General features: G+C 68.5%; 21 protein-coding genes. 13 read left to right on the forward strand and 8 right to left on the reverse strand.

Annotation, left to right across the window (positions count from 1 at the left end; genetic code table 11):
* The first annotated feature begins 17 nt into the window (after positions 1–17).
* Positions 18–2,582, forward strand: coding sequence for a beta-N-acetylhexosaminidase (locus AC07OA_RS09165; RefSeq protein WP_494663485.1), 2,565 nt, complete (start codon positions 18–20; stop codon positions 2,580–2,582).
* Here the strand turns inward: AC07OA_RS09165 and AC07OA_RS09170 are convergent.
* From AC07OA_RS09170 to AC07OA_RS09180, 3 genes are all read right to left on the reverse strand, one after another.
* Entirely contained in the window at positions 2,579–4,264 is a 1,686-nt protein-coding gene (locus AC07OA_RS09170) for a M56 family metallopeptidase (protein ID WP_494663486.1), read from the reverse strand. The two genes, AC07OA_RS09165 and AC07OA_RS09170, sit on opposite strands and share 4 nt — an antisense overlap.
* Complete coding sequence (locus tag AC07OA_RS09175) at positions 4,261–4,635, reverse strand: BlaI/MecI/CopY family transcriptional regulator (protein ID WP_494663487.1); 375 nt, start codon at positions 4,633–4,635, stop codon at positions 4,261–4,263. Before AC07OA_RS09175 ends, AC07OA_RS09170 begins: the two co-directional genes overlap by 4 nt.
* 109 nt (positions 4,636–4,744) lie before the next feature.
* Positions 4,745–7,171 carry a PQQ-dependent dehydrogenase, methanol/ethanol family gene (locus tag AC07OA_RS09180; protein ID WP_494663488.1) on the reverse strand — a complete coding sequence of 809 codons (2,427 nt, stop codon included), beginning with the start codon at positions 7,169–7,171 and terminating at the stop codon, positions 4,745–4,747.
* A gap of 134 nt (positions 7,172–7,305) precedes the next feature.
* Between AC07OA_RS09180 and AC07OA_RS09185 the strand changes: the two genes are divergently transcribed.
* From AC07OA_RS09185 to AC07OA_RS09205, 5 genes are all read left to right on the forward strand, one after another.
* Positions 7,306–8,049: an SRPBCC family protein gene (locus AC07OA_RS09185; RefSeq protein WP_494663489.1), complete on the forward strand. Its 744-nt coding sequence runs from the start codon at positions 7,306–7,308 to the stop codon at positions 8,047–8,049.
* The gene (locus AC07OA_RS09190; protein ID WP_494663490.1) at positions 8,046–8,915 is read left to right on the forward strand and encodes an FAD binding domain-containing protein; all 870 of its coding nucleotides are present in this window, start codon (positions 8,046–8,048) and stop codon (positions 8,913–8,915) included. The genes AC07OA_RS09185 and AC07OA_RS09190 overlap by 4 nt, the downstream gene beginning before the upstream one ends.
* Positions 8,912–9,397: a (2Fe-2S)-binding protein gene (locus AC07OA_RS09195; RefSeq protein ID WP_494663491.1), complete on the forward strand. Its 486-nt coding sequence runs from the start codon at positions 8,912–8,914 to the stop codon at positions 9,395–9,397. Before AC07OA_RS09190 ends, AC07OA_RS09195 begins: the two co-directional genes overlap by 4 nt.
* A complete protein-coding gene (locus tag AC07OA_RS09200) occupies positions 9,394–12,114 on the forward strand; it encodes a xanthine dehydrogenase family protein molybdopterin-binding subunit (protein ID WP_494663492.1) in 2,721 nt (906 codons plus the stop codon). The genes AC07OA_RS09195 and AC07OA_RS09200 overlap by 4 nt, the downstream gene beginning before the upstream one ends.
* A gap of 147 nt (positions 12,115–12,261) precedes the next feature.
* Entirely contained in the window at positions 12,262–13,854 is a 1,593-nt protein-coding gene (locus AC07OA_RS09205) for a glycosyl hydrolase family 79 N-terminal domain-containing protein (RefSeq protein WP_494663493.1), read from the forward strand.
* Here the strand turns inward: AC07OA_RS09205 and AC07OA_RS09210 are convergent.
* From AC07OA_RS09210 to AC07OA_RS09220, 3 genes are all read right to left on the reverse strand, one after another.
* On the reverse strand, positions 13,851–14,903 hold the full coding sequence (locus AC07OA_RS09210) for a PAS domain-containing sensor histidine kinase (RefSeq protein WP_494663494.1): 1,053 nt from the start codon (positions 14,901–14,903) through the stop codon (positions 13,851–13,853). The two genes, AC07OA_RS09205 and AC07OA_RS09210, sit on opposite strands and share 4 nt — an antisense overlap.
* A gap of 244 nt (positions 14,904–15,147) precedes the next feature.
* Positions 15,148–15,585, reverse strand: coding sequence for a D-Ala-D-Ala carboxypeptidase family metallohydrolase (locus AC07OA_RS09215; protein WP_494663495.1), 438 nt, complete (start codon positions 15,583–15,585; stop codon positions 15,148–15,150).
* Positions 15,586–15,654: 69 nt separating this feature from the next.
* Entirely contained in the window at positions 15,655–16,245 is a 591-nt protein-coding gene (locus AC07OA_RS09220) for a hypothetical protein (RefSeq protein ID WP_494663496.1), read from the reverse strand.
* Positions 16,246–16,336: 91 nt separating this feature from the next.
* Between AC07OA_RS09220 and AC07OA_RS09225 the strand changes: the two genes are divergently transcribed.
* Positions 16,337–16,906: a 2'-5' RNA ligase family protein gene (locus tag AC07OA_RS09225; protein WP_494663497.1), complete on the forward strand. Its 570-nt coding sequence runs from the start codon at positions 16,337–16,339 to the stop codon at positions 16,904–16,906.
* Positions 16,907–17,031: 125 nt separating this feature from the next.
* Here the strand turns inward: AC07OA_RS09225 and AC07OA_RS09230 are convergent, their stop codons facing one another.
* On the reverse strand, positions 17,032–18,399 hold the full coding sequence (locus AC07OA_RS09230; protein WP_494663498.1) for an aminotransferase-like domain-containing protein: 1,368 nt from the start codon (positions 18,397–18,399) through the stop codon (positions 17,032–17,034).
* Between the two features lie 65 nt (positions 18,400–18,464).
* Here AC07OA_RS09230 and AC07OA_RS09235 point away from each other — a divergent pair, with 65 nt between their 5' ends.
* Positions 18,465–18,860: a DUF983 domain-containing protein gene (locus AC07OA_RS09235; RefSeq protein ID WP_494663499.1), complete on the forward strand. Its 396-nt coding sequence runs from the start codon at positions 18,465–18,467 to the stop codon at positions 18,858–18,860.
* A 75-nt stretch (positions 18,861–18,935) separates the two neighbouring features.
* Here the strand turns inward: AC07OA_RS09235 and manD are convergent, their stop codons facing one another.
* Positions 18,936–20,147 (reverse strand): D-mannonate dehydratase ManD, encoded by a 1,212-nt coding sequence (gene manD, locus AC07OA_RS09240; RefSeq protein ID WP_494663500.1) that lies wholly within the window; start codon positions 20,145–20,147, stop codon positions 18,936–18,938.
* Positions 20,148–20,523: 376 nt separating this feature from the next.
* Here manD and AC07OA_RS09245 point away from each other — a divergent pair, with 376 nt between their 5' ends.
* The 5 genes from AC07OA_RS09245 (at position 20,524) to AC07OA_RS09265 (ending at position 26,170) form a co-directional block, all read left to right on the forward strand.
* A complete protein-coding gene (locus AC07OA_RS09245; RefSeq protein WP_494663501.1) occupies positions 20,524–22,746 on the forward strand; it encodes a TonB-dependent receptor in 2,223 nt (740 codons plus the stop codon).
* A gap of 109 nt (positions 22,747–22,855) precedes the next feature.
* Positions 22,856–24,799 carry a beta-glucuronidase gene (gene uidA, locus AC07OA_RS09250; RefSeq protein ID WP_494663502.1) on the forward strand — a complete coding sequence of 648 codons (1,944 nt, stop codon included), beginning with the start codon at positions 22,856–22,858 and terminating at the stop codon, positions 24,797–24,799.
* A gap of 100 nt (positions 24,800–24,899) precedes the next feature.
* Positions 24,900–25,256 (forward strand): ArsC family reductase, encoded by a 357-nt coding sequence (locus tag AC07OA_RS09255; protein WP_494663503.1) that lies wholly within the window; start codon positions 24,900–24,902, stop codon positions 25,254–25,256.
* Entirely contained in the window at positions 25,257–25,916 is a 660-nt protein-coding gene (locus tag AC07OA_RS09260; protein ID WP_494663504.1) for an HAD hydrolase-like protein, read from the forward strand. It abuts the gene before it with no gap.
* Between the two features lie 44 nt (positions 25,917–25,960).
* The gene (locus tag AC07OA_RS09265; protein WP_494663505.1) at positions 25,961–26,170 is read left to right on the forward strand and encodes a hypothetical protein; all 210 of its coding nucleotides are present in this window, start codon (positions 25,961–25,963) and stop codon (positions 26,168–26,170) included.
* Position 26,171 lies beyond the last annotated feature (1 nt).

Here is a 26,171-nt window from a genome sequence, read left to right on the forward strand (position 1 = left end):
GGAAGTCGATGCGTCGAATGTTGTTGAGGGCTGTCGCGGGCCTGGCGATCGGAGCGGCGGCCGGCGTCGCGGCGGCCCAGCCCACCCAGGCGCAGCTGGACGGGTTCGCCGCCGGTCTCAAGGTCGGCTACCAGGTTCTCGACAATCGCCCCGATCCGGCGACTTGCGCCCCGGCCCATAACTGCATGCGGGCTGTCATGACCCTGGCCGCGCCCCAGGCGCCCGAGGCCGGCTGGTCGCTGTACTTCAGCAGCGTCGACCGCATCCTCGAGGCCGAGGGCGACGGGTTCGCCTTGACCCACATCAACGGCGACCTCTACCGCCTGACTCCGACGGCCGCCTTCGCCGGTTTCGCCGCCGGTCCGATCCGCATCCCCCTGAAGCTCGAAGGCCACCAGCTGTCCGAGCTCTATCCGATGCCGAACTACTATGCGGCGGTCGACGGCCTGGCGGCGCGGACCATCGACAGCACGCGTCCGGTCATCGATCTGGAGACGGGCCTCGAGAGCCTGGCCTTCGTCGCGCCCTTCACCGACGAGGCGCGGCTGGCGGGGGCTTCGGCGGCCGACACGACGGTCTGGGCGACGGCGCCGCGTGTCTACGCGGTGAACGCGGCCGCGGGAACGAGCCTCCAGGCCGTACCGGCGACGGCGATCCTGCCCACGCCCTCGAAGGTCCGACCCGACCCGGGCGGCGGACGGCTGGACCTGTCGCGTGGGGTGACTGTCTCGCTGAGCGGCATCCGGCGCGCCGACCTGGCGCCGGCCCTGGCGCATCTGGCCTCGCGCGGTGCGACTGAGGGCAAGGGCGGCGTGCGGCTGGCGATCAAGCTCGCCCCGTCGCGACAGCTGGCCCTGGGCGGCTACAGCCTGGCCGTGAAGACCGGATCGATCGAGATCCTGGCCTCCGATCCCGAAGGCGCGGCCAACGCTCTGGCCTCGCTGAGCCAGTTGATCGACGCCCAGCGCGCGGTTCCGCTGGTGACGGTGGACGACGCGCCGCGCTTCGACTTCCGGGGGCTGCACATCGACGTGGCTCGCAACTTCCATTCCAAGTCCGAAATCCTGGCGATCCTGGACCAGATGGCGGCCTACAAGCTGAACCGCTTGCATCTGCACTTGGCCGACGACGAGGGCTGGCGGGTCGAGATCGCCGGCCTGCCGGAGCTGACCCAGGTCGGCTCGCGCCGCTGCCACGACCCGGCCGAGCGGACCTGCCTGCTGCCGCAGCTGGGCTCGGGGCCCGATCCCTCGACGCCGGTCAACGGCTTTTTCTCGCGGGCCGGCTACGTCGAGATCGTCCGGGCCGCCCAAGCGCGCCACATTCAGGTGATCCCATCGTTCGACATGCCGGGCCATTCCCGCGCGGCGATCAAGTCGATGGAGGCCCGCGCGGCGCGTCTGCGGGCCGAGGGTAAGCCTGAAGCCGAGGCTGGGCGCTACCTCCTGAGTGAACCCGCCAACGCCTCGGTCTACAGCAGCATTCAGCACTACACCGACAACACCATCAACGTCTGCCTGGACAGCAGCTACGTCTTCCTCGGCAAGGTGGTGGACGAGATGGCCCGGCTGCACGCCGAGGCCGGCCAGCCGCTGACGCGCTACCACATCGGGGCCGACGAGACGCCGGGCGCGTGGACGGCTTCGCCGGCCTGCGCAGCCTACGAGGCCAAGACGGGCATCAAGCCGGTGAATCTGGGCGGTCATTTCATCGAGAAGGTGTCGGCCATGCTGGCGGCCAAGGGGGTGATGGTGGCCGGCTGGAGCGATGGCATGGGTCATGCCAGGGCCGACCAGATGCCGGCCAAGGCGCACTCCAATGCCTGGGGCGCTCTGGGCGGCGACGGTCCCGCCAGCGCGCACAAGCAGGCCAACCAGGGCTGGGAGGTGGTGATCTCCATCCCCGAGGTGATGTACTTCGACAGCCCGCAGGCCGCCGATCCCAAGGAGCGGGGCTACGACTGGCCCTCGCGCGCCACCGACACCCGCAAGGTGTTCGACTTCATGCCCGAGAACCTGCCCGCTCATGCCGAGCTGTGGAACGACCTGCGTGGCAAGCCCCAGAGCCAGAAGGACGACGCACCGCTGGAGCCCGGTGTCCGGTTCGCCGGCCTGCAGGGGCAGCTCTGGAGCGAAACGGTCCGCTCGGACGCCCAGGTGGACTACATGCTCTATCCCCGCTTGCTGGCCCTGGCCGAGCGCGCCTGGCACGGCGCGAACTGGGAAGTCCCCTATGTGGCGGGGGCCGCCTACACCCCGACCACCGGCGCGTTCACCGCCGAGATGCGGGCGCGGCGCGACGCCGACTGGAACGCCTTCGCCAACCTGCTGGGCGGTCGCGAACTGGCGCGGCTGGACGCGGCGGGCGTGGCCTACCGCGTGCCGACGGTCGGGGCGGTGATCGAGGACGGCGAGTTGAAGGCCAATGTCGAGTTTCCCGGACTGGCCATCGAGTACCGCCCCGAGGGCGGCGCCTGGCGGCCCTATGTCGAGGGCGCAGCGGTCTCGGGAGCGGTCGAGGTGCGCGCCCGGTCGGCCGACGGGCGGCGGGCCGGGCGCAGCTTGACGGTCAAGCCGGACTAGCTGGGCTTGCGGGCGTCCGCGGCCAGCCGGTCGGCCTGGCGTTCCAGGTTGTCGGCCTGGCCGGGCAGGCGATTGGCCAGGTCGCGCAACTCGGCGTCGGTGACGACATTGCCGCGCGCCTTGTTCTCGGCGATCTGCTTGGCGCGGTAGGCCGGATCGCGCAGGCGGGCCGCCTCGGCCCGCATCTGCTGGGCGCCCTGGCGCATCTGGACCGCGCCCTCGGCCATCTGGGCGTGGACCCGCACCATCTGCCGCGCGACCTCGGCCCGGGCCTGCTCGCCGGCGCGGCGGGCGATCTCGCCGTCGGCCCGGGCGCGAGCGGCGTCGACCTTGGCCTGTTCGGCCGCCTGACGGGCGATGTCGACGCGGACGCGCTCCACATCGACCTGGCGACGAGCCTCGACGGCGGCGGCGCGGGCGATCTCGGCCGCATTACGCGCGGTCTCGGCGATGGCGCGGGCCGCCTCGGCGCGAGCGTGGGCTTCGATGGCTTGTTGCTGTTCGGCGGGCGAGCCCGGCAGGAAGTAGCCGTAGCGGAACACCTTGGGCGGCGGGGGCGGGGGCTCGGGCGGAGCCGGGGGCTCGGGCGGTTCGGGCGGGGGCGGAGGCTCCGGGAGCTCGGCCAGTTCAGGCGGCGGCGGTGGCGGGGCGGGCGGAGCCGGGGGCGCGGGAGAAGCAGGCGGCACGGGCGGCGCGGGCGGCTCCGACTGGACCCAGTCCTGGCGCGTGACGCCTAGGGCCGCCAGGGGCGTGGCCACGGCGGCCAGGGCGACAACGGTGGCGGCGACCACGATCGGGCGGCGGCGGGCGGAAGAGTTCGTCATGATGCAGGCGATCCTTGTCTTCAGCGTTCGGGCGTCGGCGGCCATGGCGGTGGCGACACGCGGGAGTTGGGGATGAGGGCGGGGTTGGGAGGCCAGGCGCACCAGCGTTCGGGCGTAGAGTGTGCGGTCTATGGTTTCGAGCGCGATGGCGTCGGCGGCTTCTTCGGAGCGTTCGGCCAGGACGACATGCAGCCGCCAGACCAAGGGGTTGAACCAGAAGATCGCCAGGGCCAGTCGCGACACGATCAGGAACAGCCAGTCGTGGCGGCGCAGGTGGGCCAGTTCGTGGGCCAGGATGGCGGGGGCGGCGTGGCGTTCGGAAAGGCTCTCCGGATCGACGACGATGAAGCCGGGCCAGACGCCCCAGCTGAGCGGGCCTTTGACCCGGTCGGTGGAGGCGAGGTGAGGGCGATCCACGGGCGCCAATCTCTCCAGCGGCGCGAGCCAGCCGGGGCAGCGCACCGGGCCGCCCTTGCGAGTCCAGCGCTCCAGGGTGATGACGCCCAGCAGAAGTTGGCCGGCGATGACGACGGCGCCGAAGGCCCAGACGCCGCCGATCAGCTTGACGGGCGGCGGCCAGGTCAGGAGCGCGTGTCCGGCATCCTGCGCACCGCTCAGCTTGGCCTGGGCGAGTTGGAGCGCCGGGACAGTCTCGGGCGCTGAGGCCGGCAGCAGGGCCAGGTTCAGCGCCGGCAGGACGTTCATGATCACCGGCAGGGCCACCAGCAGGCAAACCGTGGCGCGCAGGATGTCCACACGGTCGACCGGACGGTGGGCCAGCCAGCGGGCGCAGACCAGGCCGGCGCCGGCGACGATGCTGGACTTGAGCATCAGCGAGGCGAGCAGGACCCAGGTCATGGCTTGCGCTCCACGGCCTGGTCGATGGCCCGCTCCAGGGCGGCGGCCTCCTCGGGGGACAGCCTCTGGCCCAGGCCTAGCAGGGCGGTCGCGGCGCTGGCCGCCGAGCCGGCGAAGAAGGTGTCGATCATCCGCCGAAGGGCGTCGGCGGCGACGGTTTCGGTGCGTTGGGCGGGGCTATAGACGAAGCCGTCCGGCCCGGACGAGCGCTCCACCAGCCCCTTGGCCTCCAGCCGCGACAGCAGGGTGCGCACGGCCGAGTCGCTGAGGGGATCGGACAGCGCGCTACGAACCCCGGCGGCGGTGCTGGTCTCCAGGCGGCACAGGGTCTCGAAGACCTCGCGCTCGCGTCGGGGCAGGGACTCGATCATGGGGACTCCGCCAGATGTGACGCTACATCTGTAGCGCCACATTTGTAGCGGCGTAAGCCCGTTCCGGATGAATTCGCCGTAACCTAGGCTTCGTGCCTCGGCAGGGTCCTCATCGCTTCCGCGTGCCGGTCACCGGGAAGGTCCCGAACGGGCCTGTCTTGGTCGTGCCGGTAAAGGTGTCGCCATCCAGCACGACGTCGAACTCCAGCTTGATCGGGAACGGCTTGGTCGCCTTGCCCGACCAGACGCCGTGGGCGCCGTCGACCGTGCCCTTGAGATCGACCGATCCCTGCGAGGAGAACTGGCGGCCGGTGATGACATTGCCCTGCACCGTGAATTCGCCGGTGGCGGGCTGCTTGCCGGCGGGCGAGTCGATGACGACCTCCCAGGTTCCCGCGAACGATCCCACGGCGCCGCCCTTGGCCTTGGCGGCGGCCGGAACCTTGGGGACCTCGTTCAGCTGGTGACCACGCAGACGCAGGTACTGGCGGATGGCCTCGATGTCGGCGTCGGGCATTTCCGGGAAAGCCGGCATGCCGTTTTCGACCAGGGCGCCCTTCACCGCGGCGTGGAAGGCCTCGCGGTTGGCCGGATAGAGCGAGGTGCGCAGGTCAGGCGCCGCGCCGCCGCCCACCGCGTTCCAGCCGTGGCAGACCAGGCAGCCGGACATGCCGAAGGCGGTCGCGCCCTTTTCCTCGAGCGCCGCGTTGGGCTTGTAGTCCGGATCGTCGGGCGCCTTCAGTGGGGCCGGCTTCTCGATCGGCGGCAGTTGGTCCTTGCCGTCCAGGGCGAAGGTCAGCACGCGGCGGGGCATGTGGTAGTCGGTGCGGTACTGGGCGTTGCCGCTGGACAGAATGCCGCCGCCCGAGGCGCCGCTGCCGGTGATCACCGTGACGTACTGCTTGCCGTTCACGCTGTAGGAGATCGGCGGAGCGACCACGGGCGCGCCGGTCTGGAAGGCCCAGACCTCCTTGCCGGTGCGGGCGTCATAGGCGACCAGATTGCCGTCGATCCGCCCCTGGAAGACCAGGTCGCCGGCCGTGGCCATGACACCGCCGGGCCAGTTGCCGGGCAACTGCACGCTCCATTTCGCGGTCTGGGTGACCGGATCCCAGGCCTTCAGGAAGCTGCGGCGCGAGCCCGGCAGGTCGGGATCGGGCACCATGTTGACGGCCAGGCCGCCCAGCTTGGGCTGATGCTTGAAGTCCACGCCCTCGTCGCCGATGAACGAGGCCCCCTCGATCACCGGCACATAGGTCAGGCCCGTGCGCGGGCTGTAGGCCTGAGGCAGCCAGCTGTGCGCGCCGCGCGCGCCGGGCCACAACTCGAACAGGCCGGGCTTGCCGTTGTAGCGGATGCCCGGATCCTCGACCGGGCGGCCGGTCTTCATGTCGATGCTCTTGGCCCAGGTGACCTTGGCGAAGGGCTTGGCCGACAGGAGTTCTCCCGTGGCCCGGTCCAGCACGTAGAAGAAGCCGTTCTTGGGCGCCTGCATCAGCACCTTGCGCGGCTTGCCGTCGATCTTCAGCGTCGCCAGCGACATGTCCTGGGTGGCGTTGCAGTCCCACTGCTCGCCCGGGCAGACCTGATAGTGCCAGACGTACTTTCCGGTGTCGGCCTTCACCGCCACGATGGAGGCCAGGAACAGGTTGTCGCCGCCGCCGGGGCTACGGACCGTCTGGTTGTAGGGGAAGCCGTTGCCGACGCCGATGTAGAACATCTTCAGCTCGGGATCGTAGCTGAAGGCGTTCCAGGCCGTGCCGCCGCCGCCCTGTTTCCACCACTCGCCCTTCCAGGTCTTGGCGGCCATGGCCATGGCGTCGTTCTCGAAACCCTTGGCGGGATCGCCGGGCACGGTATGGAAGCGCCACAGCTGCTTGCCGCTCATGGCGTCGTAGGCGGTGACATAGCCCCGAATGGCGCTGACGTCGGCGCCGCCGTGGCCGATGATCAGCTTGCCGTCGAACACGCGGGGCGGACCGTTGATGTAGCGCATCTCGCCGACGGGAAAGTCCCGCGTTTCCCAGGCGACCTTGCCGGTATTGGCGTCCAGCGCGATCACGCGGCCGTCCTGGGTGGCCAGGAACACGCGACGGTTCCAGTAGGCGATGCCCTTGGGGCCCCAACCCATGCGCAACAGGATTCCCGACTGCTCGCGGGTCTTGGAGTCGTACTCCCACAGCAGCTTGCCGGTCGCCGCCTCGAAGGCGCGGATGTAGCTGTGGCCCGTGGTCACGAACAGCTTGCCGTCGGCCGCGACCGGTCCGGTCAGGGTGTTCTCGGACGGCAGGTCGTAGTGCCAGGCCAGCTTCAGCTTATCGACCGAGCGGACGCTGATCTGCTTGAGGGGGCTGTAGTGCTGCTCGCCGCCGGTGCGGCCGAACGACGGCCAGTTGTCCGGATCGGAGACGGCGCTCGGCTCCTGGGGCGGGGATCCGGCGCCGCAGGACGCCAGGGCGGCCGCGCCGATGATCGTCAGGGCGATATGTCCGATCAGCCGCGTCCTGCGCGCGATGTTCCCCAGAGAAAACAGCATCAAATCCCCTCCAAAGCGCCCGGTCCGCACAAGGACCCGAGCCACGTCCGCGAGCCAGAAGGACGGTTGCTCCCGTCGCTGCTTCGCGGCTAGTTATAAGTCACCGTGTCTCATAACTCTGGAGGGGAAACAACATGCATATGACCGGAGAGCAGCGGATCGCCGCCTCGCGTCAGCGCGTGTGGGAAGCCCTGAACGACCCCGCCGTCCTGAAGGCCTGCATCCCCGGCTGCCAGTCGCTGGAGCGCGACGGCGCCGACCGGCTGAAGGCGACCGTTGAGGTCAAGATCGGGCCCATCGGAGCGCGGTTCGAGGGCGCCGTGAGCTTCTCCGACCTCGATCCGCCCAACGGCTACACGCTGAACGGCGAGGGCAGCGGCGGCATCGCCGGCTTCGCCAAGGGCGGGGCCAAGGTGAGGCTGTCCGACGATGGCGGTGGCACGCTGCTGACCTATGAGGTCGACGCGCAGGTGGGCGGGCGACTGGCTCAACTGGGTGGGCCGATCATCGACGCCACCGCCAAGCAGCTGGCAGGCAAGTTCTTCGCGCAATTGGGCGAGGCGATAGCGGGGCCTGGCGCGGCTCCCGCAACGGCGGGCGCCAAACCCGTCGTCGGCGCGGCTCCTGCGCTGTCTGCCCCTGCGCCGAGAGCGAGCGGCCTGCCCGTCGCCTGGATCCTGGCCGTGGCGGTCGCCGCCCTGGTCGGCTTCCTGGTCGGGCGAGGGCAGGGCGACGGTTCGGACTGGATGGGCCTGTCCATCGGCCTGTTGGTGGTGATCGTCGCGGCGGCGGGCTTCGAGTTCGGCCGCCGCTCGGCGCCGATGGTGACGTTGGACGCGGCCCTGCTGGCGAAGCTGGTGGAAGGGGCGCGGCGATGAAGCCCGCGCCGTTCGACTACGTCGCGCCCGACACCGTCGAGGAGGTCTGCGCCGTGCTGGCCGAAGCCGGCGGCGGGGCCACGGTGCTGGCCGGCGGCCAGACCCTGATGCCGCTCTTGGCCCTGCGCATGAGCCAGCCCTTCATCCTGGTCGACATCAATCGCGTCGCCGCCCTGAAAGGCGTGAGCCGGACGGGCGGCGGCACGCGGATCGGGCCAGCGATGCGCCAGAACCAGGTCATCGCCGATCCGACCCTGGGCCGCGTCCTGCCGGGACTGGTCACGGCCACCCGCCATGTCGGCCATCACCAGACCCGCAACCGGGGCACCATCGGGGGCTCCATCGCCCTGGGAGAGCCGGCGGCCGAGTTGCCGGCCACCGCGGTGGCGCTGGGGGCGTCCGTCGAGGTCCGCTCGGCGCGCGGCGTCCGCTCGGTCGCGGCGGCCGACCTCTATCTCGGCCCCTACATGACCACACTGGAGCCGGACGAGCTGGTCACCGCCCTCGACTTTCCCGACTGGCCGGACGGTACGATCACCGTGTTCCGGGAGGTGGCCCAGCGTCCCGGCGACTTCGCCCTGGTCGGCCTGACCGGCGCCCTGACGGTGGAGAACGGCAGGATCGCGCGGGCCGGCCTGGCCTGGTTCGGCATGGGGCCGACGCCGATCAAGGCGCGCCAGGCCGAGGCGGCGTTGGTTGGACAGGCCGTCGCCGGGATCGACGCGCGGGCCGTCGCGCAACTGGCCGTCGCCGACACCGACCCCTTCGACGACCACCACGCCACCGCCCGCTATCGGCGCACGGTGGGCGAGCGGATCCTCGCCCGCACCTTGAATGAGGCCCTGAACGGAAAGCAGGCGGCATGAGCGAGCACCGGATCAAGGTCACGATCAACGGACGCGACCACCAGGCCACCGTCGAGGGACGCCTGACCCTGGCTGACTTCCTGCGAGTCGACGCGGGCTATACGGGCGTCCACCTGGGCTGCGAGCATGGGGTGTGCGGGGCCTGCACGGTGATCGTCGATGGCCAGGCCGTCCGGGCTTGCCTGCAGTTGGCGGTGCAGGCCGACGGCGCCGCCGTCACCACGGTCGAGGGCCTGGCGGCCGCCGACGGAACCCTGCACCCGGTGCAACAGGCACTGCGCGACGAGCACGGCCTGCAGTGCGGCTTCTGCACGCCGGGCGTGGCCATGACCCTGGCCGCCCTGACCGACGCTCCAGGCCAGCCGACCGGCGACCAGCTGATCGACGCCCTGTCCGGACACCTGTGCCGCTGCACCGGCTACCAGGGCATGCGCCGCGCCGCCCGCCGGCTGGCCGGCGAGACCTCGGGAGAGCCGGCATGAGCGCGCCCATCGCCGCCGGACGCTTCATCGGTCAACGCATGCCGCGCAAGGAGGACGCCCGGCTGCTGACCGGCCGGGGCATGTTCGTGGACGACGTCGTGCTGCCCGGCATGCTGCACGTGGCCTTCGTGCGCAGCCCCATCGCGCGCGGCCGGATCAAGTCGATCGACACCGCCATGGCCCGGGGCATGCCCGGCGTCCACGCGATCCTGACCGCCCAGGACCTGGCGCGGTTCAAGATCGACATGCTGAGCTTCTACCTGACGGCGCCCACGGTGCGGATCGCGCCGCTGGCCGAGGACCGCGTGGCCTATGTGGGCGACCCCGTGGCCATGGTGATCGCCCAGGACCGCTACCTGGCCGAGGACGCCGCCAGCCTGGTGACGGTGGACTACGTCGAGGAAGACCCCGTCGTCACCCTGGACGACGCCAAGCACGGCCCGCTGGTCCATCCCGACTCCGATTCCAACGTCGCCGCCTCCGTGGGTATCGACGAGCCGGACGAGGACCTGGAAGCGGCCCTGGCCGCCGCACCACATCTGGTGGAGGCCAGGTTCACTCACCAGCGGATCGCCCAGGCGCCGATGGAGACGCGAGGCGTCGTGGTCTCCAAGCAAGGCGAGGAGGAGCTGACCGTCTATCTGGCCTGCCAGAGCCCGCAGATGGCGGCCCGTTATTTCTCCCAGGCCTTTGGCCTGCCCCAGACCAGCGTCCGGGTGATCGCCAAGGACGTCGGCGGCTCTTTCGGCCTCAAGGTCCAGCCCTGGCGCGAGGAGGTGGCCGTGGTCGCCGCCGGCCTGATCCTGGGGCGGCCGATCAAGTGGATCGAGGACCGGCTGGAGAACCTGACCGCCGCCAACCAGGCGCGCGAACAGGAGATGACCCTGCGCGCCGCGTTCGACAAGGACGGCCGTCTGCTGGCCTCGCACGCCGACTACGGCATCAATAACGGCGCCTATCCACACGGAGCCGACGCCAACATCGCGGTCATGATGTTCCTGTGGGCCGCCTACAAGATGCCCCAGTTCAGCTTCCTGACGCGGGGCTGGTACAGCAACACGGCCGGGCTGGCGGCCTATCGCGGGCCGTGGGCGATGGAGTCCCTGGCGCGGGAAGTCCTGCTCGACATGGCCGCCCGCCAGATCGGCATCGACCCCGTCGAGATTCGGCGGCGAAACCTCGTCACCCTGGCCGACCAGCCCTGCACCAATCCGATGGGCGTCGCCCTGGAGGACGTCACCCCGGCCGAGTGCCTGGAGAAGCTGCTGGAGGTGGTCGACGTGGCCGCCTTCCGTGTCGAGCAGGCCAAGGCGCGGGAGCAGGGGCGCTATCTGGGCCTGGGCCTGGCGGCCTATATCGAGCCGACCGCCGGCAGCACCGGGGTGGCCGTGCTGGCCAGCGACGTGGCCCAGATCCGCATCGAGCCCACCGGCAAGGTCACCGCCGTGCTCAGCACCCACTCCCAAGGCCACGGCACCCAGACCACCATGGCCCAGATCATCGCCGAGCGTCTGGGCGTGCCCTACGAGGACGTGTCGGTGTTCGAGGACGACAGTTCGCGCGGCGGCTTCGGGGCCGGGGCGGCGGGCAGTCGCCAGGCCGTGGCCGGGGGCGGGGCCTCGATCCGGGCGTCGGACCTGCTGGTCGACAAGATCAAGCGCGTTGCCGCCCACCTGCTGAACGCCAATCCCAACGACGTGCGCATCGAGGACGGCATGGTGCGCGTCGAGGGCGTCGAGGAAATGACCCGCAGCCTGCGCGAGGTGGCCGAGGTGGCCTATGGCGATCCCGACCGCCTGCCGCCGGGCGTCGAGCCGGGGCTGGAGGCCCAGTATCGCTACAAGCCGCCGCCCATCACCTTCGCCAGCGCCGCCCACGCTTGCATCGTCGAGGTCGACGCCGAGACCGGCTTCGTTTCGATCAAGCGCTGGGTCTCCAGCGAGGACTGCGGCGTGATGATCAATCCGGCCGTCGTCGAGGGTCAGATCGCCGGCGGCCTGGCCCAGGCCATCGGCACGGTTCTGCTGGAGGAGGTCGCCTACGACGCGCGCGGCAATCCGACGGCGGTGACGTTCAAGGACTACATGCTGCCGGCGATCTCCGATGTGCCGGACTTCGAATATGTCCACGCCTCGACCCCGTCCAAGGCCGAAGGCGGGTTCCGCGGGGTGGGCGAGGGCGGGGCCATCGTCGGGCCGCCGACCCTGGTCAACGCCATCGCCGACGCCTTGTCGCCGTTCGGGGCCAAGTGCCTGGACCTGCCGCTGACGCCGTCCCGGATCCTGGACCTGATCGAGGGTCGCTCGACCACGCGGGAGGTGACGGCCAAGAGCTTCGAGGCGCCGCCGGCGCCCGTCACTGAAATCGCGGCTTCAGATACACCTGTCGCAGCGCCGGTCGCCGCCTCACCGCCTTCCGCCGCGACCGTGGTCGACGGCATGTGGAAGATGGTCCTGGCCACGCCCGTCGGTCCGCAGGAGATGACCGGCAAGTTCGTGACGGACGGGAACGTGCTGACCGGCACCCTCTACGCCCAGATGGACTCGCAGGACTTCGCCGGCACGGTCTCGGGCGACACGCTGAAGTGGGACCTGAAGGTCACCAAGCCCATGTCCCTGACCTTGAAGTACGACGTGAAGATCACCGGCGACAAGCTGACCGGCCAGGTAAAGATGGGCTTCTTCGGCAACGCCAAGCTGACGGGCGAGCGGATGTAGAGTGGCCTTACTGGCCAGGACAGTCGGCGCGATATCGCAAGGCTAGGCGGGAAATTCGGGTGATCGCCGCCGCGATGTCTGGGTTCGCGCTATTTCCTTGCTGAATTGGCCTGACCAATATGGCGGCGCAACTCGAGAGGCGCTGACATGTGGATCGACGGTACGAACCTTCGCCGGACGGCGGCCCTTCTCCTGGCCGGTTCGCTTCTTGCGATAGGTGCTGAAGCTCAGGCCGCCGAGACGAAGGTCGATCCCGCGTCGCTGCCGGCCGTCGGCAAGGTCGATCCGCGTTTCCAGTCCTACAATGTCGAGATGGTCGAGGTGATCGGCGGCCGCTTCTGGGCGCCGTATCCGAAAGCGGGCCAGCCGCTCGTCGCGCTCGACAGCAAGGTCAGCAACGAAGCGGCCCTGGCCGCCATGTTCCGCAAGCGCGAGCCACTGGACCTGAAGCATGAGCACCGCCTGCGCGTCTTGGCCAAGGCGCTTGGGCCGGCCTATGTCCGCGTCGGCGGAGCCTGGGCCAATTCGGTCTATTTCCAGGACGACGACGCGCCGGCCTTGACGACGCCGCCGAAGGGCTACACCGGGGTGCTGACCCGCGCCCAATGGGCCGGCGTGGTCGACTTCGCCAAGGCGGCCGACGCCGAGATCGTGACCTCGTTCGGCGTCAGCGACGGCCCGCGCGACGCCGACGGGGTCTGGAACCCGGATCAGGCCCGGCGCCTCCTGGCCTATACCCACGCGCTGGGCGGCCGCGTCTATGCCGCTGAACTGATCAATGAGCCCAATGTCGGCCCCAGGGTCGGCTTGCCCAAGACCTACAACGCCGTGGCCTTCGCCAAGGACCAGGCCGTCTTCCGCGCGCTGGTGAAAAGCGACGCCCCGACGATGAAGACCGTCGGTCCGGGCTCGACGGGCGAGGTGGGTTTCATGATCTTTCCAGGCATGCAGGCCGAGCTGTCCAGCCAGGCCCTGATGAGCGCCGAGCCCCGCGTCTCGTTCGACGTCTTCTCCTACCACTTCTACGGGACGGTTTCGCGGCGCTGCTCGGCGATGGGGCCGAACGCCGGGATCTCGCCGGACCAGGCGCTGTCCGAGGCCTGGCTGGCGCGGGCCGACGTGACCTTCGACTATTACAAGGCCCTGCGGGACCGCTTCACCCCGGGCGCGCCGATCTGGGTGACCGAGATGGCGCAGTCGGCCTGCGGCGGCGACGCCTGGGCGGCGACCTTCCTCGACACCTTCCGCTATGTCGACCAACTGGGGCGGTTGGCCAAGCGCGGGGCGGCGGCGATCTTCCACAACACCCTGTCGGCCAGCGACTATGCGCTGATCGACGACGTCACGCTGGAGCCGCGCCCCAGCTATTGGGCCGCCGTGCTCTGGCGTGACCTGATGGGCGAGACGGTGCTGGATGCGGGGGCGAACGCCTCGGACCTGCACCTCTACGCCCACTGCCTGCGCGATCGGCCCGGCGGCGTAGGCCTGGTGGCGATCAACCTCAGCCGCACGGACGGGGCGACGCTGGACGCGCCGAAGGGCGCGGAGCGCTACACCCTGACCGCCGATGAGCTGACCAGCGGCGTGGTGAAGCTGAACGGCCAGGCGCTGGCGATGGGGCCGAACGACCGGATGCCGACGCTGAAACCGGTCAAGGCCGCCGGACGGCTGGAACTGGCGCCGGCCAGCATCACCTTCCTGGCCATGCCCAAGGCGGCCAATCCCGCCTGCCGCGCCTAGGCGTCTGTCTTCGGCAGGATCGGGGCCCAGGCCTCGACCAGCAGGCCCGGCACGGCGCTGTTGAATGAGATGTGGCCGCTGACGAACTCCAGTCGCAGGCGCATGCCGGCCAGGCCGACGCCGGCGGTCGACAGGGCGTTGTCCGGCAGTCCCACCCCATAGTCGCGGATCGACAGCAGGGCCATCTCGCCGGCCCGCCGCAGGCTGATGGTGGCGCGGGGGCTGCCCGAATGGCGATGCACATTGGCCAGGGCTTCCTGGGCCACGCGATAGAGCGCGATCTCGGTCGGCCGGCCGATCTTCGGGAAGTCGTCGGCGATGTCGATGTTGAGGGCCAGGCCGGTCCGGCGGGCGAACCCCTCGGCCATCTGGCGGATGGCCGGCCCCAGGCCCAGATCCTCCAGGGCGGGCGGATGCAGCACATAGGACAGGCTGCGGATTTCCTCCAGAGCGTTGGCCAGCAGGGATTCGACCTCGCCCCGGATCTTCTCGGCGCGGGCGTCGCCTTTCAGGGCCCCGAGCATCAGCTTGGCGCCGGTCAGATATTGCGCGGTGCCGTCGTGGAGTTCGCGGGCGATCCTCCGGCGTTCGTCGTCCTCGGCGTGCAGCAGGGCCGCCGTCGCGCGACCAAGGGCGGCCTGGGCGTGACGCTGCACAGTGATGTCCTCGTGCGCGACGATCAGCAGGGGCTTGCCCTGGACGTCCAGTCGCCTGGCCGTCATCCGAAACCACATGGCTCCGACGGGCAAGGGGACCTCGTACTCGATCCGGAAGGGTTCGGTCTCACCGTCCAGCAAAGCGCGCAGCCCCTCGGCGACCGAGGTCGCGGCCGGCGAATTCAGGCTTTCGCAAAAAGAAATATAGTCGATCCCGAGACCGAAGTTCTCCATCGAAAGCCCATTGGCGTCAGCGAACAAAACCCAAGCGTCGTTGACTCCGATGACCTTCCCCTCGCCATTCAGGACCGCGACATTGGCCGCGATGGCGTCGAGTATGGATTCATGCAGACTTGAATTGGACCATTCGCTCATCTCGTGAGCCGTAAGCATCTGGGACTTCACCCTATATTTTGATCAGGCGTGTCGCGCTGGGCCGTTCTCTACCCGTTTGCCCCAAGCCGACCGGAAAGATCATGCACTCTAAAGCGTCGAGGATCGGTTTTCGATTGCACGATCATTGGCCGACGCGCCGATCGTCGCGATTGAACGCCTACTGAACATCGTCACCAAATGCTGGTCTGAAACGCGCGTTCCATTCCCATGGCGCTCCAGCAGCAGAATGTGGGCGAGCGCGCTAGGGCTCCAATCCGTTATACACGGGCGACCCCGCGCCGCCGGGCTGGCGCATGACCTGCTGGCGCATCCTGGGGTCGAAGCTGATGTGCACGCAGCGGTTCTTTTCATAGATCAGCTGGTCGAACTTCAGGCCGGAGTCGCGGATGCGCTTGGCGGCGGCCAGGTCGGCAAGGCCGTCGACGTGAAAGTCGGCCGCATAGCCCAGGGCGTGGGCGGACGTCGGCACCCCGCCGACCGCGGCGTTCACCTGGGGATTGCGGTAGGCGCTGGTGATTTCGATGGGGATGTTGAACAGCGCGCGCACGGATTCCATGTGCTGTGCGAGCTTCTTCAGGTTTTCCAGATGCGCGGGCGTCGGATCGTTCTTGACGCCCATCGACAGGGCCTTGCTGGAGATGGTGAATTCCTCGAGCGAGAAATGCGCGCTGAGTTTCATGACGTCCCTCCATTTGTCGTGGAAGGTTAGCGTTTCGGTTGCGCAATCCAAGCGCGAATTTCAGAACCGTTATTGGATGTGGCCGTAGTGCCTGGCGATATAGGAAACCAGGTACGCCAGGGCCGCCAAGGCGAAGGCGGCGTGGAAACGACTATCGCGCACCCGGCAGCCGATCAGGCACAGCGCCGACATCACGGCGATGCGGATCGGATACTCAAGGCCCAGAACCGCGAAATGTTGCGAGCCTTTCAGACGGGTGTCCACGAGATCCAGGAGCAGGCTGAGGATCAGTAGACTGAAGAACCAGGCTCGCCGGGACATGAAGTAGTCGGCATAGCCTTGATATTCGCCGATCTGGGTGGGGAAGATCACGCTGCACAGCAAAAACAGCAGGGCCGCTTCGGCGATCAGGAAGATGTAGGTCTCGAAGCTCAGCGTGCGCAGTTCGTTCAGCTGGAACTGCCACCACCAGAACGCGGTGACCGTCACCAGCATGTAGAGCACCCAGCACAGGTGCGGCCACCACAGGTGTTCCTTCTTCGGGTGCTGGATCAGTCCGGCCACGCCGTTCAGCAGCCGGGCGATGCTGAGCCCCAGGATGATGCTGATCACGGTGCGGGCGTGCACCAGGAGATCGTGGCTGAGCGGGGCGGCTTGCATGGCGGCAGGATGACCCTGGACGAGGGGCCGCGCCAGCCTGGAGAAGCAGGGGTCCTTGGCGCGACCGCCTGAATCCGCGCAGGATGCGAGGGTGTCCGACCAATTTTCCCTCTTCGATGCGCCGCCGGCCAACGACCGGCTGTTCTTCGCCGTCTTTCCCGACGCTGTAACCGCCGCCGCCATCGCCGAGCGAGCCGAAGGCCTGCGGGCGCTGCATGGCCTGAGCGGGCGACCGCTGGCCCCCGACCGGTTCCACATCACGCTCCACCACCTGGGCGACCACGAGGGCGTGCGCCGCGACATCGTGGCCATGGCCGGCGAGGCGGCCGAGAGCCTGGCGACGTCGCGCTTCCAAGTGACGTTTGACCGGGCCGGCAGCTTTCACAACGGTGGCAATAACCCGTTCGTCCTGCGGTGCGGCGAGGGGGCCGAAGCCTTGGCGGCGTTCCAGCACGACCTGGGCCTGGCCATGGCCAGGGCCGGCCTGGGCCGTCTGGTCGACAAGAGTTTCACGCCGCACGTGACCCTGCTCTACGACCGGAGTCTGGCGCCCGAGGCACCGATTGAGCCCCTGACCTGGACCGTCGGCGGCTTCGCGCTGATCCATAGCCGCCTGGGAAAGACGGAGCACATTCCGCTGGCCACCTGGGCCTTGCGGTAAAAATCGACGCGGACGAGAAAATATTCGGCCGCCAAGCTGAACCAATCGCCGTCGGGCGCATTGTCCAGTTGTATCCCCCCTTTGATTTGCACTCGCCCCGAAGCCCCAAAGCTTCGGGGCTTTTATTATCCGGGGATGTCGGCCAGCAGCGTCGAGACCGTGTCGAGGGCTTCGCCCAGCACGGCCGCCTTCGGGGCCGCGCCCAGCGAGATCCGCAGGCCGCCGGGATGATCGGGCGTTGTCGCGAACGCGTCGGCGGTCACCAAGGACAACCCCCGGGCGGCGGCCAGGGCGCGGACCCGGCTGGGATCCCAGCCGGCGGGCAGGTCCAGCCAGACGTGAACGCCCTCGGCCGCGCCCCGCGCCATCGGCAGACGCTCGGCGGCGATGGCGCGGCGCAGCCGGGCCTCCTTGCGCACCCCGGCCAGGACGCGCTCGGCGGCGCCGTCGCGAATCCAGCGCACAGCGACGGCCGTGGTCAGGGGCGAGCCCATCAGCGCGGTGGCGTGGAGCTCGGCGGCGATCCGATCGGCCATGACGCCGTCCGGCGCCGCCAGAAACGCAGTCCGCAGACCCGGCGACAGGGTCTTGGACAGGGTCGCGATATATAGGGCGCGGTCCGGAATCAGCGAGGCGAGGGCGGGCAGGGGACTGTCGAACAGCCGGCTGTAGGGATCGTCCTCGATCAGCCAGGTCCCGGCGCCCCGAACGATCCGGGCGATGTCGCAACGCCGCTCCAGGCCCATGGTCGTGGCGACGGGGTTGCGTGTCGTTGGGGTCAGATAGACGACCGCCGGGGCCTGCTCGGCGCAGAGCCTGGCCAGGGCCTGGGGCAGAAAGCCTTCGTCGTCGACGGGGCAGGGCAGCAGGGTCAGGTCCAGCCGCTGGGCCAAGGCGATCAGGCCCGGATAGGTCAGGGGCTCGACCACGATGCGACCACCCGGGCGGGTCAGGGCGGTGAGAGCGGCGACCAGGGCCGACTGGGCGCCGGGACAGACGACGATCCGCTCGGGATCGACAGGACCCAGACAAGGCTCCAGCCAGGCCGCGCCCGCCGCCCTCTGGCCCGGCGTTCCTGGTCCCGCGTGATAGGCCATCAAGGTCGCCACATCGGTGCGGTCGAGGACGGCGGCGGTCGTCTCCTTCAGCAGGGCGGCCAGCGAAACGCCCTGGGGCGGCGGCGGCAGGTTCATGCCGAGATCGACCAGGCCGGCCTCGTCCTCCACGGCTAGGCGGCGCACGAAGGTGCCGCGACCGACCGCGCCCTCGACCAGGCCTTGCTGGCGGGCGGCGCCGTAGGTGCGGGTCACCGTCGTGAAGTCCACGCCCAGTTGCTCGGCCACGGCCCGTTGCGGAGGAAGCTGGTCGCCAGGCTGCAACTCGCCATCGCGAATGGCGGTCTCCAGCGCGTCCAGCAGCGCCAGATAGATCGGTCGCCCGCTGTCGCGCCGCACGCGCCTGAGCCAGCCGGTGGTGGGGCGATCGCGGCTCACGGTTGCGTTCTCATGCCCGAATACATACATTGTGTAAGAAATGTATGCAAGAAGGCTCGCATTGTATGGAACGCCCGGCCATCACTTCCTTCCACGCCCCATCCAGCCTGCACGCCGGGCTGTTCTGTCGCTGCCCGCGCTGTGGAGAGGGCAAGCTGTTCGCGGGCTTTCTGAAGCTGGCCAAGCGATGCGACCGCTGTGACCTGGACTACGGCTTCGCCGATCCGGCCGACGGTCCGGCCTTCTTCGTGATGACCGGGGTCGGCATCCTGGTGATCGCGATCTGGGCCTGGGCGGTGATCGTCCGCCAGCCGCCGATCTGGGTGCAGTTCGCGACGGTGTTTCCCGCGCTGCTGATCGGTTGCCTGGGCACCCTGAGGCCGGTCAAGGCCTGGCTGGTGGCCGAGCAGTACATCCACAAGGCCAGCGAAGGCGGAGCCTCCAGCGTTCTGGAAAACTAGGCGAGGGGACGCCCACGGCGGGGGCGGTGCGGGCATCCCCTCGGGCGCGCCGCTTGGGGTGCGGCGCGCGAGGCGTCACCAGTTGAACAGCGTGCCGTCTTCCAGGCGGTTCACCGGCAGGCTGGCGGGGCGGTAGGGGTATTTGGCGGCCAATCCTTCGTCGATATCGACGCCATGGCCCGGCGCTTCGCCTGGATGCAGGTCGCCGTCGTTGAAGCTGTAGGCGTGCGGGAACACCGCGTCGGTCTCGGGCGTGTGGCGCATGTATTCCTGGATGCCGAAGTTCGGCACCCACAGGTCGAAGTGCAGGGCCGCGCCCATGCAGACGGGCGATAGGTCGGTGGCGCCGTGGAAGCCGGTGCGCACATTGTTGATCTCGGCCAGGGCCGCGATGCGCCGCAGATGCGAGATCCCGCCCGCGTGGACGATGGTGGTGCGGATGTAGTCGATCAGCTGTTCGTCGATCAGCTGCTTGCAGTCCCAGATCGAACTGAACACCTCGCCCACGGCCAGGGGCGTGGTGGTGTGCTGGCGGATCAGGCGGAAGCTGACCTGGTTCTCGGCGGGGGTCACGTCCTCCAGCCAGAACGGGCGGTAGGGCTCCAGGTCCTTGCCCAGGCGGCCGGCCTCGATGGGGGTCAGGCGGTGATGGCTGTCGTGCAGCAGGTGCACGTCCCAGCCCAGGGCCTCGCGCGCGGCCTCGAACAGCTTGGGCACGGTGGGCAGGTATTTGGACGTGGACCAGACGTTCTCGGTGGGCAGGGCCGCGTCGGCGGGTTCGTAGAACAGCTTGTCGCCCGAGACGCCGTAGGTGCTGGCCAGGCCCGGCACGCCGGTCTGCAGGCGGATGGCCTTGTAACCCATGGCCTTGTACTTCAGCGCCTCGTCGATGGTCTCCTCGACGCTGCCGCCGTTGGCGTGGCCGTAGACCATGACCCCCGTGCGGCTGGCCCCGCCCAGCAGCTGGTAGAGCGGCAGGCCGGCGACCTTGGCCTTGATGTCCCAAAGGGCCGTGTCGACGGCGGCGACGGCCGACATCGTCACCGGCCCGCGCCGCCAATAGGCTCCCCGGTAGAGGAACTGCCAGATGTCCTCGATCTGATGGGCGTCGCGGCCGATCAGGCAGGGGATCACGTGGTCGGTCAGGTAGCTGGCCACCGCCAGCTCGCGCCCGTTCAGCGTGGCGTCGCCGATGCCGTGGACGCCGTCCGAGGTCGTGATCTTCAGGGTGACGAAGTTGCGCCCTGGGCAGGTGACGATGACCTTGGCGTCGACGATCTTGGACATGGGCGTCTTCCGTAAATCCTGACTGGCGCGCTCGCCGTTTCCGGCGATCCAGCGCTCCCGCGTTCCCCCGAGGATTCGCGAAAGGGCTTAAAATGGTCAGGCCAATTGCGTCGTTCGGCGGCCTCGTGTCAAGCCGGATCAATATCGGACGCACGAGTGGCGGGCGGCTTGTCGACCAGCTTGTGGCAATAATAGAAGATAAAATTCAATTCACTACGCCATGACGATGGAAAATTCGGAAACCGGTGTCATCGATTTTTGACGAGAGGCCAGGGGAATATCTTGAAAGTGGCCTGGCCAATGAGTAGTGTGCCGCCACATCGACGCGGTCGCCCAGGGCCGCAAACAAGTCGAAACAACAAAAGGGGGAAACACCATGAAATCGCTGCTTTGCTGCGCGTCCGCGCCCGTGCTCCTGCTGGCCATGTCCGCGCCGGCGCTGGCCCAGACCGCGAACGACACCGTCAGTCTCGACGAGGTGGTGGTCACCGCCCAGAAGCGCGCCGAGAACGTCCAGAGCGTGCCGCTGGCGGTTTCGGTCGTCACCGCCCGCCAGCTGGAAAGCGCCGGCGTCAAGGAGTTCACCGACGTCTCGCGGGTGGCTCCGTCGCTGACGATCCGCCAGGCCGACCAGCCCATCAACGCCTCGGTGGCTCTGCGCGGCATCGGCACCTTCGCCTACGGTATCGGCGTCGAGCCCAGCGTCGCGGTGCAGCTGGACGACGTGCCGGTGTCGTTCCAGGCGCGGGCGTTCTCGGACCTGACCGACGTGGAGCGCATCGAAGTGCTGCGCGGTCCGCAGAGCACCCTCTACGGCAAGAGCGCCTCGGCCGGCCTGATCAACATCACCACCCGCGACCCCAGCGCCCAGTTCAGTGTGCTGGCCAACGTCCTGGCCACCGACGACCACGAGTATCGTGGCGCGGTCAGCCTGTCGGGGCCGATCACCGACACCCTGGGTTTCCGCCTCAGCGCCAGCCGCAGCGAGTACGACGGCAACGTCAAGAACCTCTATGACGGCACCAAGGTGAACGGCCGCGACGAGACCTCCATCCGCGGCAAGCTGCTGTGGAAGCCGACCGACGACCTGAAGGTCACCCTGGGCGCCAGCTATATCGATGGGATCGCCACCTCCGACGCGACGATCCGCACCTATGCGCCGACGGCCACCCTGCGGGGCGTGGCGGGCCTGACCGCGGCCGTGACCATGCCCGGCGTCGTGGCCGGCGAGGACAATCTGACGGTCAGCAACGACACGCCGCCCTACGCCAAGAGCGAAGGTTTCGGCCAGTCTCTGAAGGTCGAGTACGCCCTGCCCAAGGACTTCACTCTGGTCTCGATCACGTCGCACGACCAGTTCCGCCTGGACGACCAGCTGGACTCCGACCGCACCTCGTACGCCGCGATCAAGAATTCCCAGGGCGGCTACTTCAAGGCCAAGGCCAACACCCAGGAGCTGCGCCTGCTGTCGCCCGGCGACGGGGCATTCCGCTACACCCTGGGCCTGTTCTACGGCGACAACGACCTGCGGCGCAGCTTCAAGCGCGGCCCTGTCTTCTCGCAGGCCCAGTGGTACGCCCAGGCCACTTCGGAGAACAAGGCGGCGTTCGGCCAGGCCGAATGGACCTTCCTGCCCAAGACCACGGCGATCGTGGGCCTGCGCTACCAGAAGGAAGACATCGGCTACTATTTCAACGACATCTACAACGGCAACGCCAAGTTCTCGGGCAGCGCCTCGGACAGCTCGGCCACCTACCGCCTGGGCCTGCGCCAACAGGTCACCGACGACGTGATGGTGTTCGGTTCGTTCGCCACCGGCCACAAGGGCCAGACCTACGACCTGACCACCGGCTTCAATCAGGCCCGCGCCAATGTCGGCCCGATCAAGCCGGAGACCTCGGACTCGTTCGAGGCGGGTCTGAAGAGCCAGTGGCTGGATCACCGCGTGATGCTGAACGCGACGGCCTTCCACGTGAAGTACAGCGACTACCAGGCCCAGGGCATCGACACGATCGGCGGGACCCAGAACTTCCGCCTGACCAATGTGGGCAAGGTGCTGACCAAGGGGATCGAGGTCGAGGCCAACGCCATCGTCACCAGGGACCTGCGCCTGAACGCCTCGGTGGCCTATGTCGACGCCAAGATCACCTCGTTCCCCAAGGCGGCCTGCTGGCCGGGCCAGACCGCGGCCCAAGGCTGCGTCGCCGGCTCGCCGTCCTACCAGGACCTGAAGGGCGCGACCCTGCCCAATGCGCCCAAGTGGAAGATGAACGTCGGCGGCGACTTCACCCAGCCGATCGGCGACCTCGAGATGCTGTTCTCGGTGGCCTACGCCTACCAGACCAAGGTCAATTTTTCGCTGAACACCGATCCCGGCACGGTGCAGAAGGCCTATGGCGTGTTCAACGTCTCGGGCGGCTTCCGCAAGCCCGGCGGCGGCTGGCAGGCCGTGGTCTTCGTCAACAATGTGTTCGACAAGGGCTATGGCGTGAACGGCGCCAACCAGTACGGCAACTTCGGCAGCCAGACCGTCACCGAGTTGCAGCCGGCGCGCGACTTCCATCGCTATGCGGGCGTGCGCCTGTCGGTTTCCTACTAGGGCGTCCTCCCAGGCCCCTGAACGGCGGGTCCGCCGCTTTTCCTTCGAGTCCCGCGCGCGCAAGCCGCTAGGCTCCAGCTAGAACGTTCCAAGAGGCGAGGGCGTACGGATGACGGACAATTCCCAGGACGGCGGTCAAACCCGGCGCGGTCTGGTCACCCGCAGGGGCGCGGTCGGCGCGGCCGGCGGCATGGCCATGGCGGGCGTGATGGCCGGCGCGAGCCAGGTCCAGGCCCGCGCCGCCAAGCCCGGTCCCGCCACGGACGCGCCCAGCATTCTCTATCCCCATGAAAGCCCGACCCGCTCGACCAAGAGCCTGGCCGCCACCTGGCGTTTCCGCGTCGATCCCAAGGACGTCGGCGAGGCCGAGGGCTGGCAGAAGGGGCTGAAGGACTTCCGCCTGATCCCGGTGCCGGCCAGCTGGAACGACATCTTCGACGACGTGCGCAACTATGTCGGCTCGGCTTGGTACGAGACCGACTTCCGCGTCGACAAGGCCTGGTCCGGCCAGCGCATCCATCTGCGCTTCGGCTCGGTCAACTACACCGCCAAGGTCTGGCTGAACGGCAAGCCGCTGGGCGGCCATGTCGGCGGGCACCTGCCGTTCGCCTTCGACATCACCGACGCGGTCTCGCTGGATGGCGACAACGTCCTGACCGTGCTGGTCGAGAACAAGATTCAGCTGGACCGCGTGCCCGCGACGCCCGACCGGGCCCGCTGGCACATGCACACCATCCACTTCCCGCAGACGGCCTACGACTTTTTCCCCTATGCGGGCATCCACCGCCCGGTGCTGCTGTTCACCACGCCCGACATCCACCTGAAGGACGTGACGGTGAAGACCACTCTGGACGGCAAGGTCTCGATCGACCTGGAGGCCAGCGCGCCTTGGTCGGGCAAGGCCGGCGTGACGATCTCGGACGACAAGGGCGAGCACAAGGGCTCGGTGAACCTGTCGGGCGGCAAGGGCTCGACAGTGGTCGCGATCAAGGGGGTGCGCCCGTGGAGCCCCGAGGATCCGCACCTCTACAGCCTGACCATCCGTCTGGAGAACGGCGCGGGCTCGGACGAATACGCCTTCAAGATCGGCGTGCGCACCATCGAGGCCAAGGGCGACAAGCTGCTGCTGAACGGCAAGCCGGTGTTCCTGCGCGGCTTCGGCAAGCACGAGGATTTCCCGATCCACGGCCGGGGCCTGGACGTGCCCTCGATCATCCGCGACTTCGAGCTCTTGAAATGGATCGGCGGCAACAGCTTCCGCACCTCGCACTATCCCTACAGCGAGGAAGCCATGATGCTGGCCGACGAGTACGGCCTGCTGGTCATCGACGAGACGCCCGCCGTCAGCCTTGTGTTCGCCGACCCGCCGGAGATCCAGGAAGCGCGGTCCAGGCAGCTTCGTCAGGACATCGTCGAGCTGGTGCGCCGCGACAAGAACCATCCCTGCGTGATCATGTGGTCGCTGGCCAACGAGCCGCTCGTGAAGCCCTTCCACACGACCGATCCCGAACCGCCCGGCGGCAACGAGACCGGCCTGAAGTTCTTCTCGCCGCTGTTCGACCTGGCGCGCCAGCTGGACGACACCCGCCCGGTGACCATCGTCAGCGTCCAGGGCGGTTCGATGGACTGGCAGGCCCTGGGCGACGTGATCTGCACCAACTCCTACCAGGGCTGGTATTCGCTGTCGGGGCAACTGGACCTGGCCGAGCAGGCGCTGAAGAACGACGTGGCCAAGCTGCGCGCCCGCCATCCGAACAAGCCCATCATGTTCACGGAATTCGGCGCCGACGCCGTGGCGGGGATGCACGCCCATCCGCCCGAGATGTGGACCGAGGAATACCAGGCCGACATGATCGAGATGTATATCCGGGTGCTGGGCGAGTACCCGTTCATCTTCGGCACCCACCCCTGGGCCTTCGCCGATTTCCGCACCTCGCAGAGCATCATGCGGATCGGGGCGCTGAACCATAAGGGCTTCTTCACCCGCGAGCGGAAACCCAAGCTGGCGGCCCACCGCGCCCGCGCCCTGTGGAGCACGCCGGCCAAGGTCTGAGCTAGGGCTGACGCCCCCGTCCTTTTTCCGTTTTGCCCGATGGCGCGCGAACCCTAGTCTGGTCAGACTCAAGAATCTGACGCGCACGGAGCAAACCCGCGTGACGACCACGATCTACGGCATCAAGGCCTGCGACACCATGAAGAAGGCGCGGGACTGGCTGGAGGGTCATGGGGTCGATTACGGCTTCCATGACTACAAGACCGTGGGCGTGGACCGGGCCACCCTGGAGGGCTGGAGCAAGGTCGTGGGCTGGGAAACCCTGCTCAATCGCGCCGGTACGACGTTCCGCAAGCTGCCGGACGCCGACAAGCAGGGGATCGACGAGGCCAAGGCCATCGACCTGATGTTGGCCCAGCCGTCGATGATCAAACGGCCGGTTCTCGTGCGGGGCGAACAGATACTGGTCGGATTCAAGCCTGACGTGTATGGTCGCGCCATGGGTTCGGGGGGCTGAATGGACGCCCAGGTCGATCTGGTTATCTTCGACTTCGACGGCACGCTGGCCGACAGCACCGCCTGGGCGATCCGCGCGGTGCGTCCGTTGGCCGAGCGCTTCAAGTTCAAGGCGGTGACCGAGGATGAGATCGCCATGCTGCGCGGCCGCACCAGCCGCGAGATCATGGCGTATCTGGGCCTGCCGCTGTGGAAGGTTCCGCTGGTGGCGGCCCACGGCAAGAAGATGATGGCCGCCGAGGCCCACGCCATTCCGCTGTTCTCGGGCACCGGCGACCTGCTGCGCGCTCTGTCGGCGTCGGGCCTGCGCCTGGCGATCGTCAGCTCCAATTCCGAGGCCACTATCCGCGCCATCCTGGGGCCGGACCTGGCGAGCCTGGTCGACCACTACGGTTGCGGCGCGGCGATCTTCGGCAAGGCCGCCAAGTTCAAGGCCGTGGTCAAGGCCGCCGGCGTGGCCAAGAACCGCGTGCTTTGCATCGGCGACGAGACCCGCGACATCGAGGCGGCGCGCGAGGCGGGCCTGGCCTGCGGGGCGGTGGAGTGGGGCTACGCCACGCGCCGCGCCCTGGCCGACCACAGCCCGACCATGATGTTCGCCGCCATGGACGAAATTATTTCGCGGATCGGCGCATCCAATCCCGTGGTCGGCGCCGACTAGTCTTCAGAAACGGCGCGAAGGCTCGCGCCGCACGGAGACGAGAGATGGACGACTTCGGTCGAGTCACCGCGATCCAGGACCTGTTCCGGTCGTTCTGGTGGATGATCTTCCCGCTGAGCTGGATCGTGATCGAGGCCTACCAGAAGTGGCTGGCCCATCGCGTGCGCCGCGACACGGTCGAACTGCTCAAGACCTATGCCGAGGCGGGGCGCGAGCCGCCGCCCGAGCTGCTGGCCCGGCTGAACCAGGGCTGAT

The sequence above is a fragment of the Caulobacter sp. GW821-FHT09B08 genome (assembly GCF_059418225.1).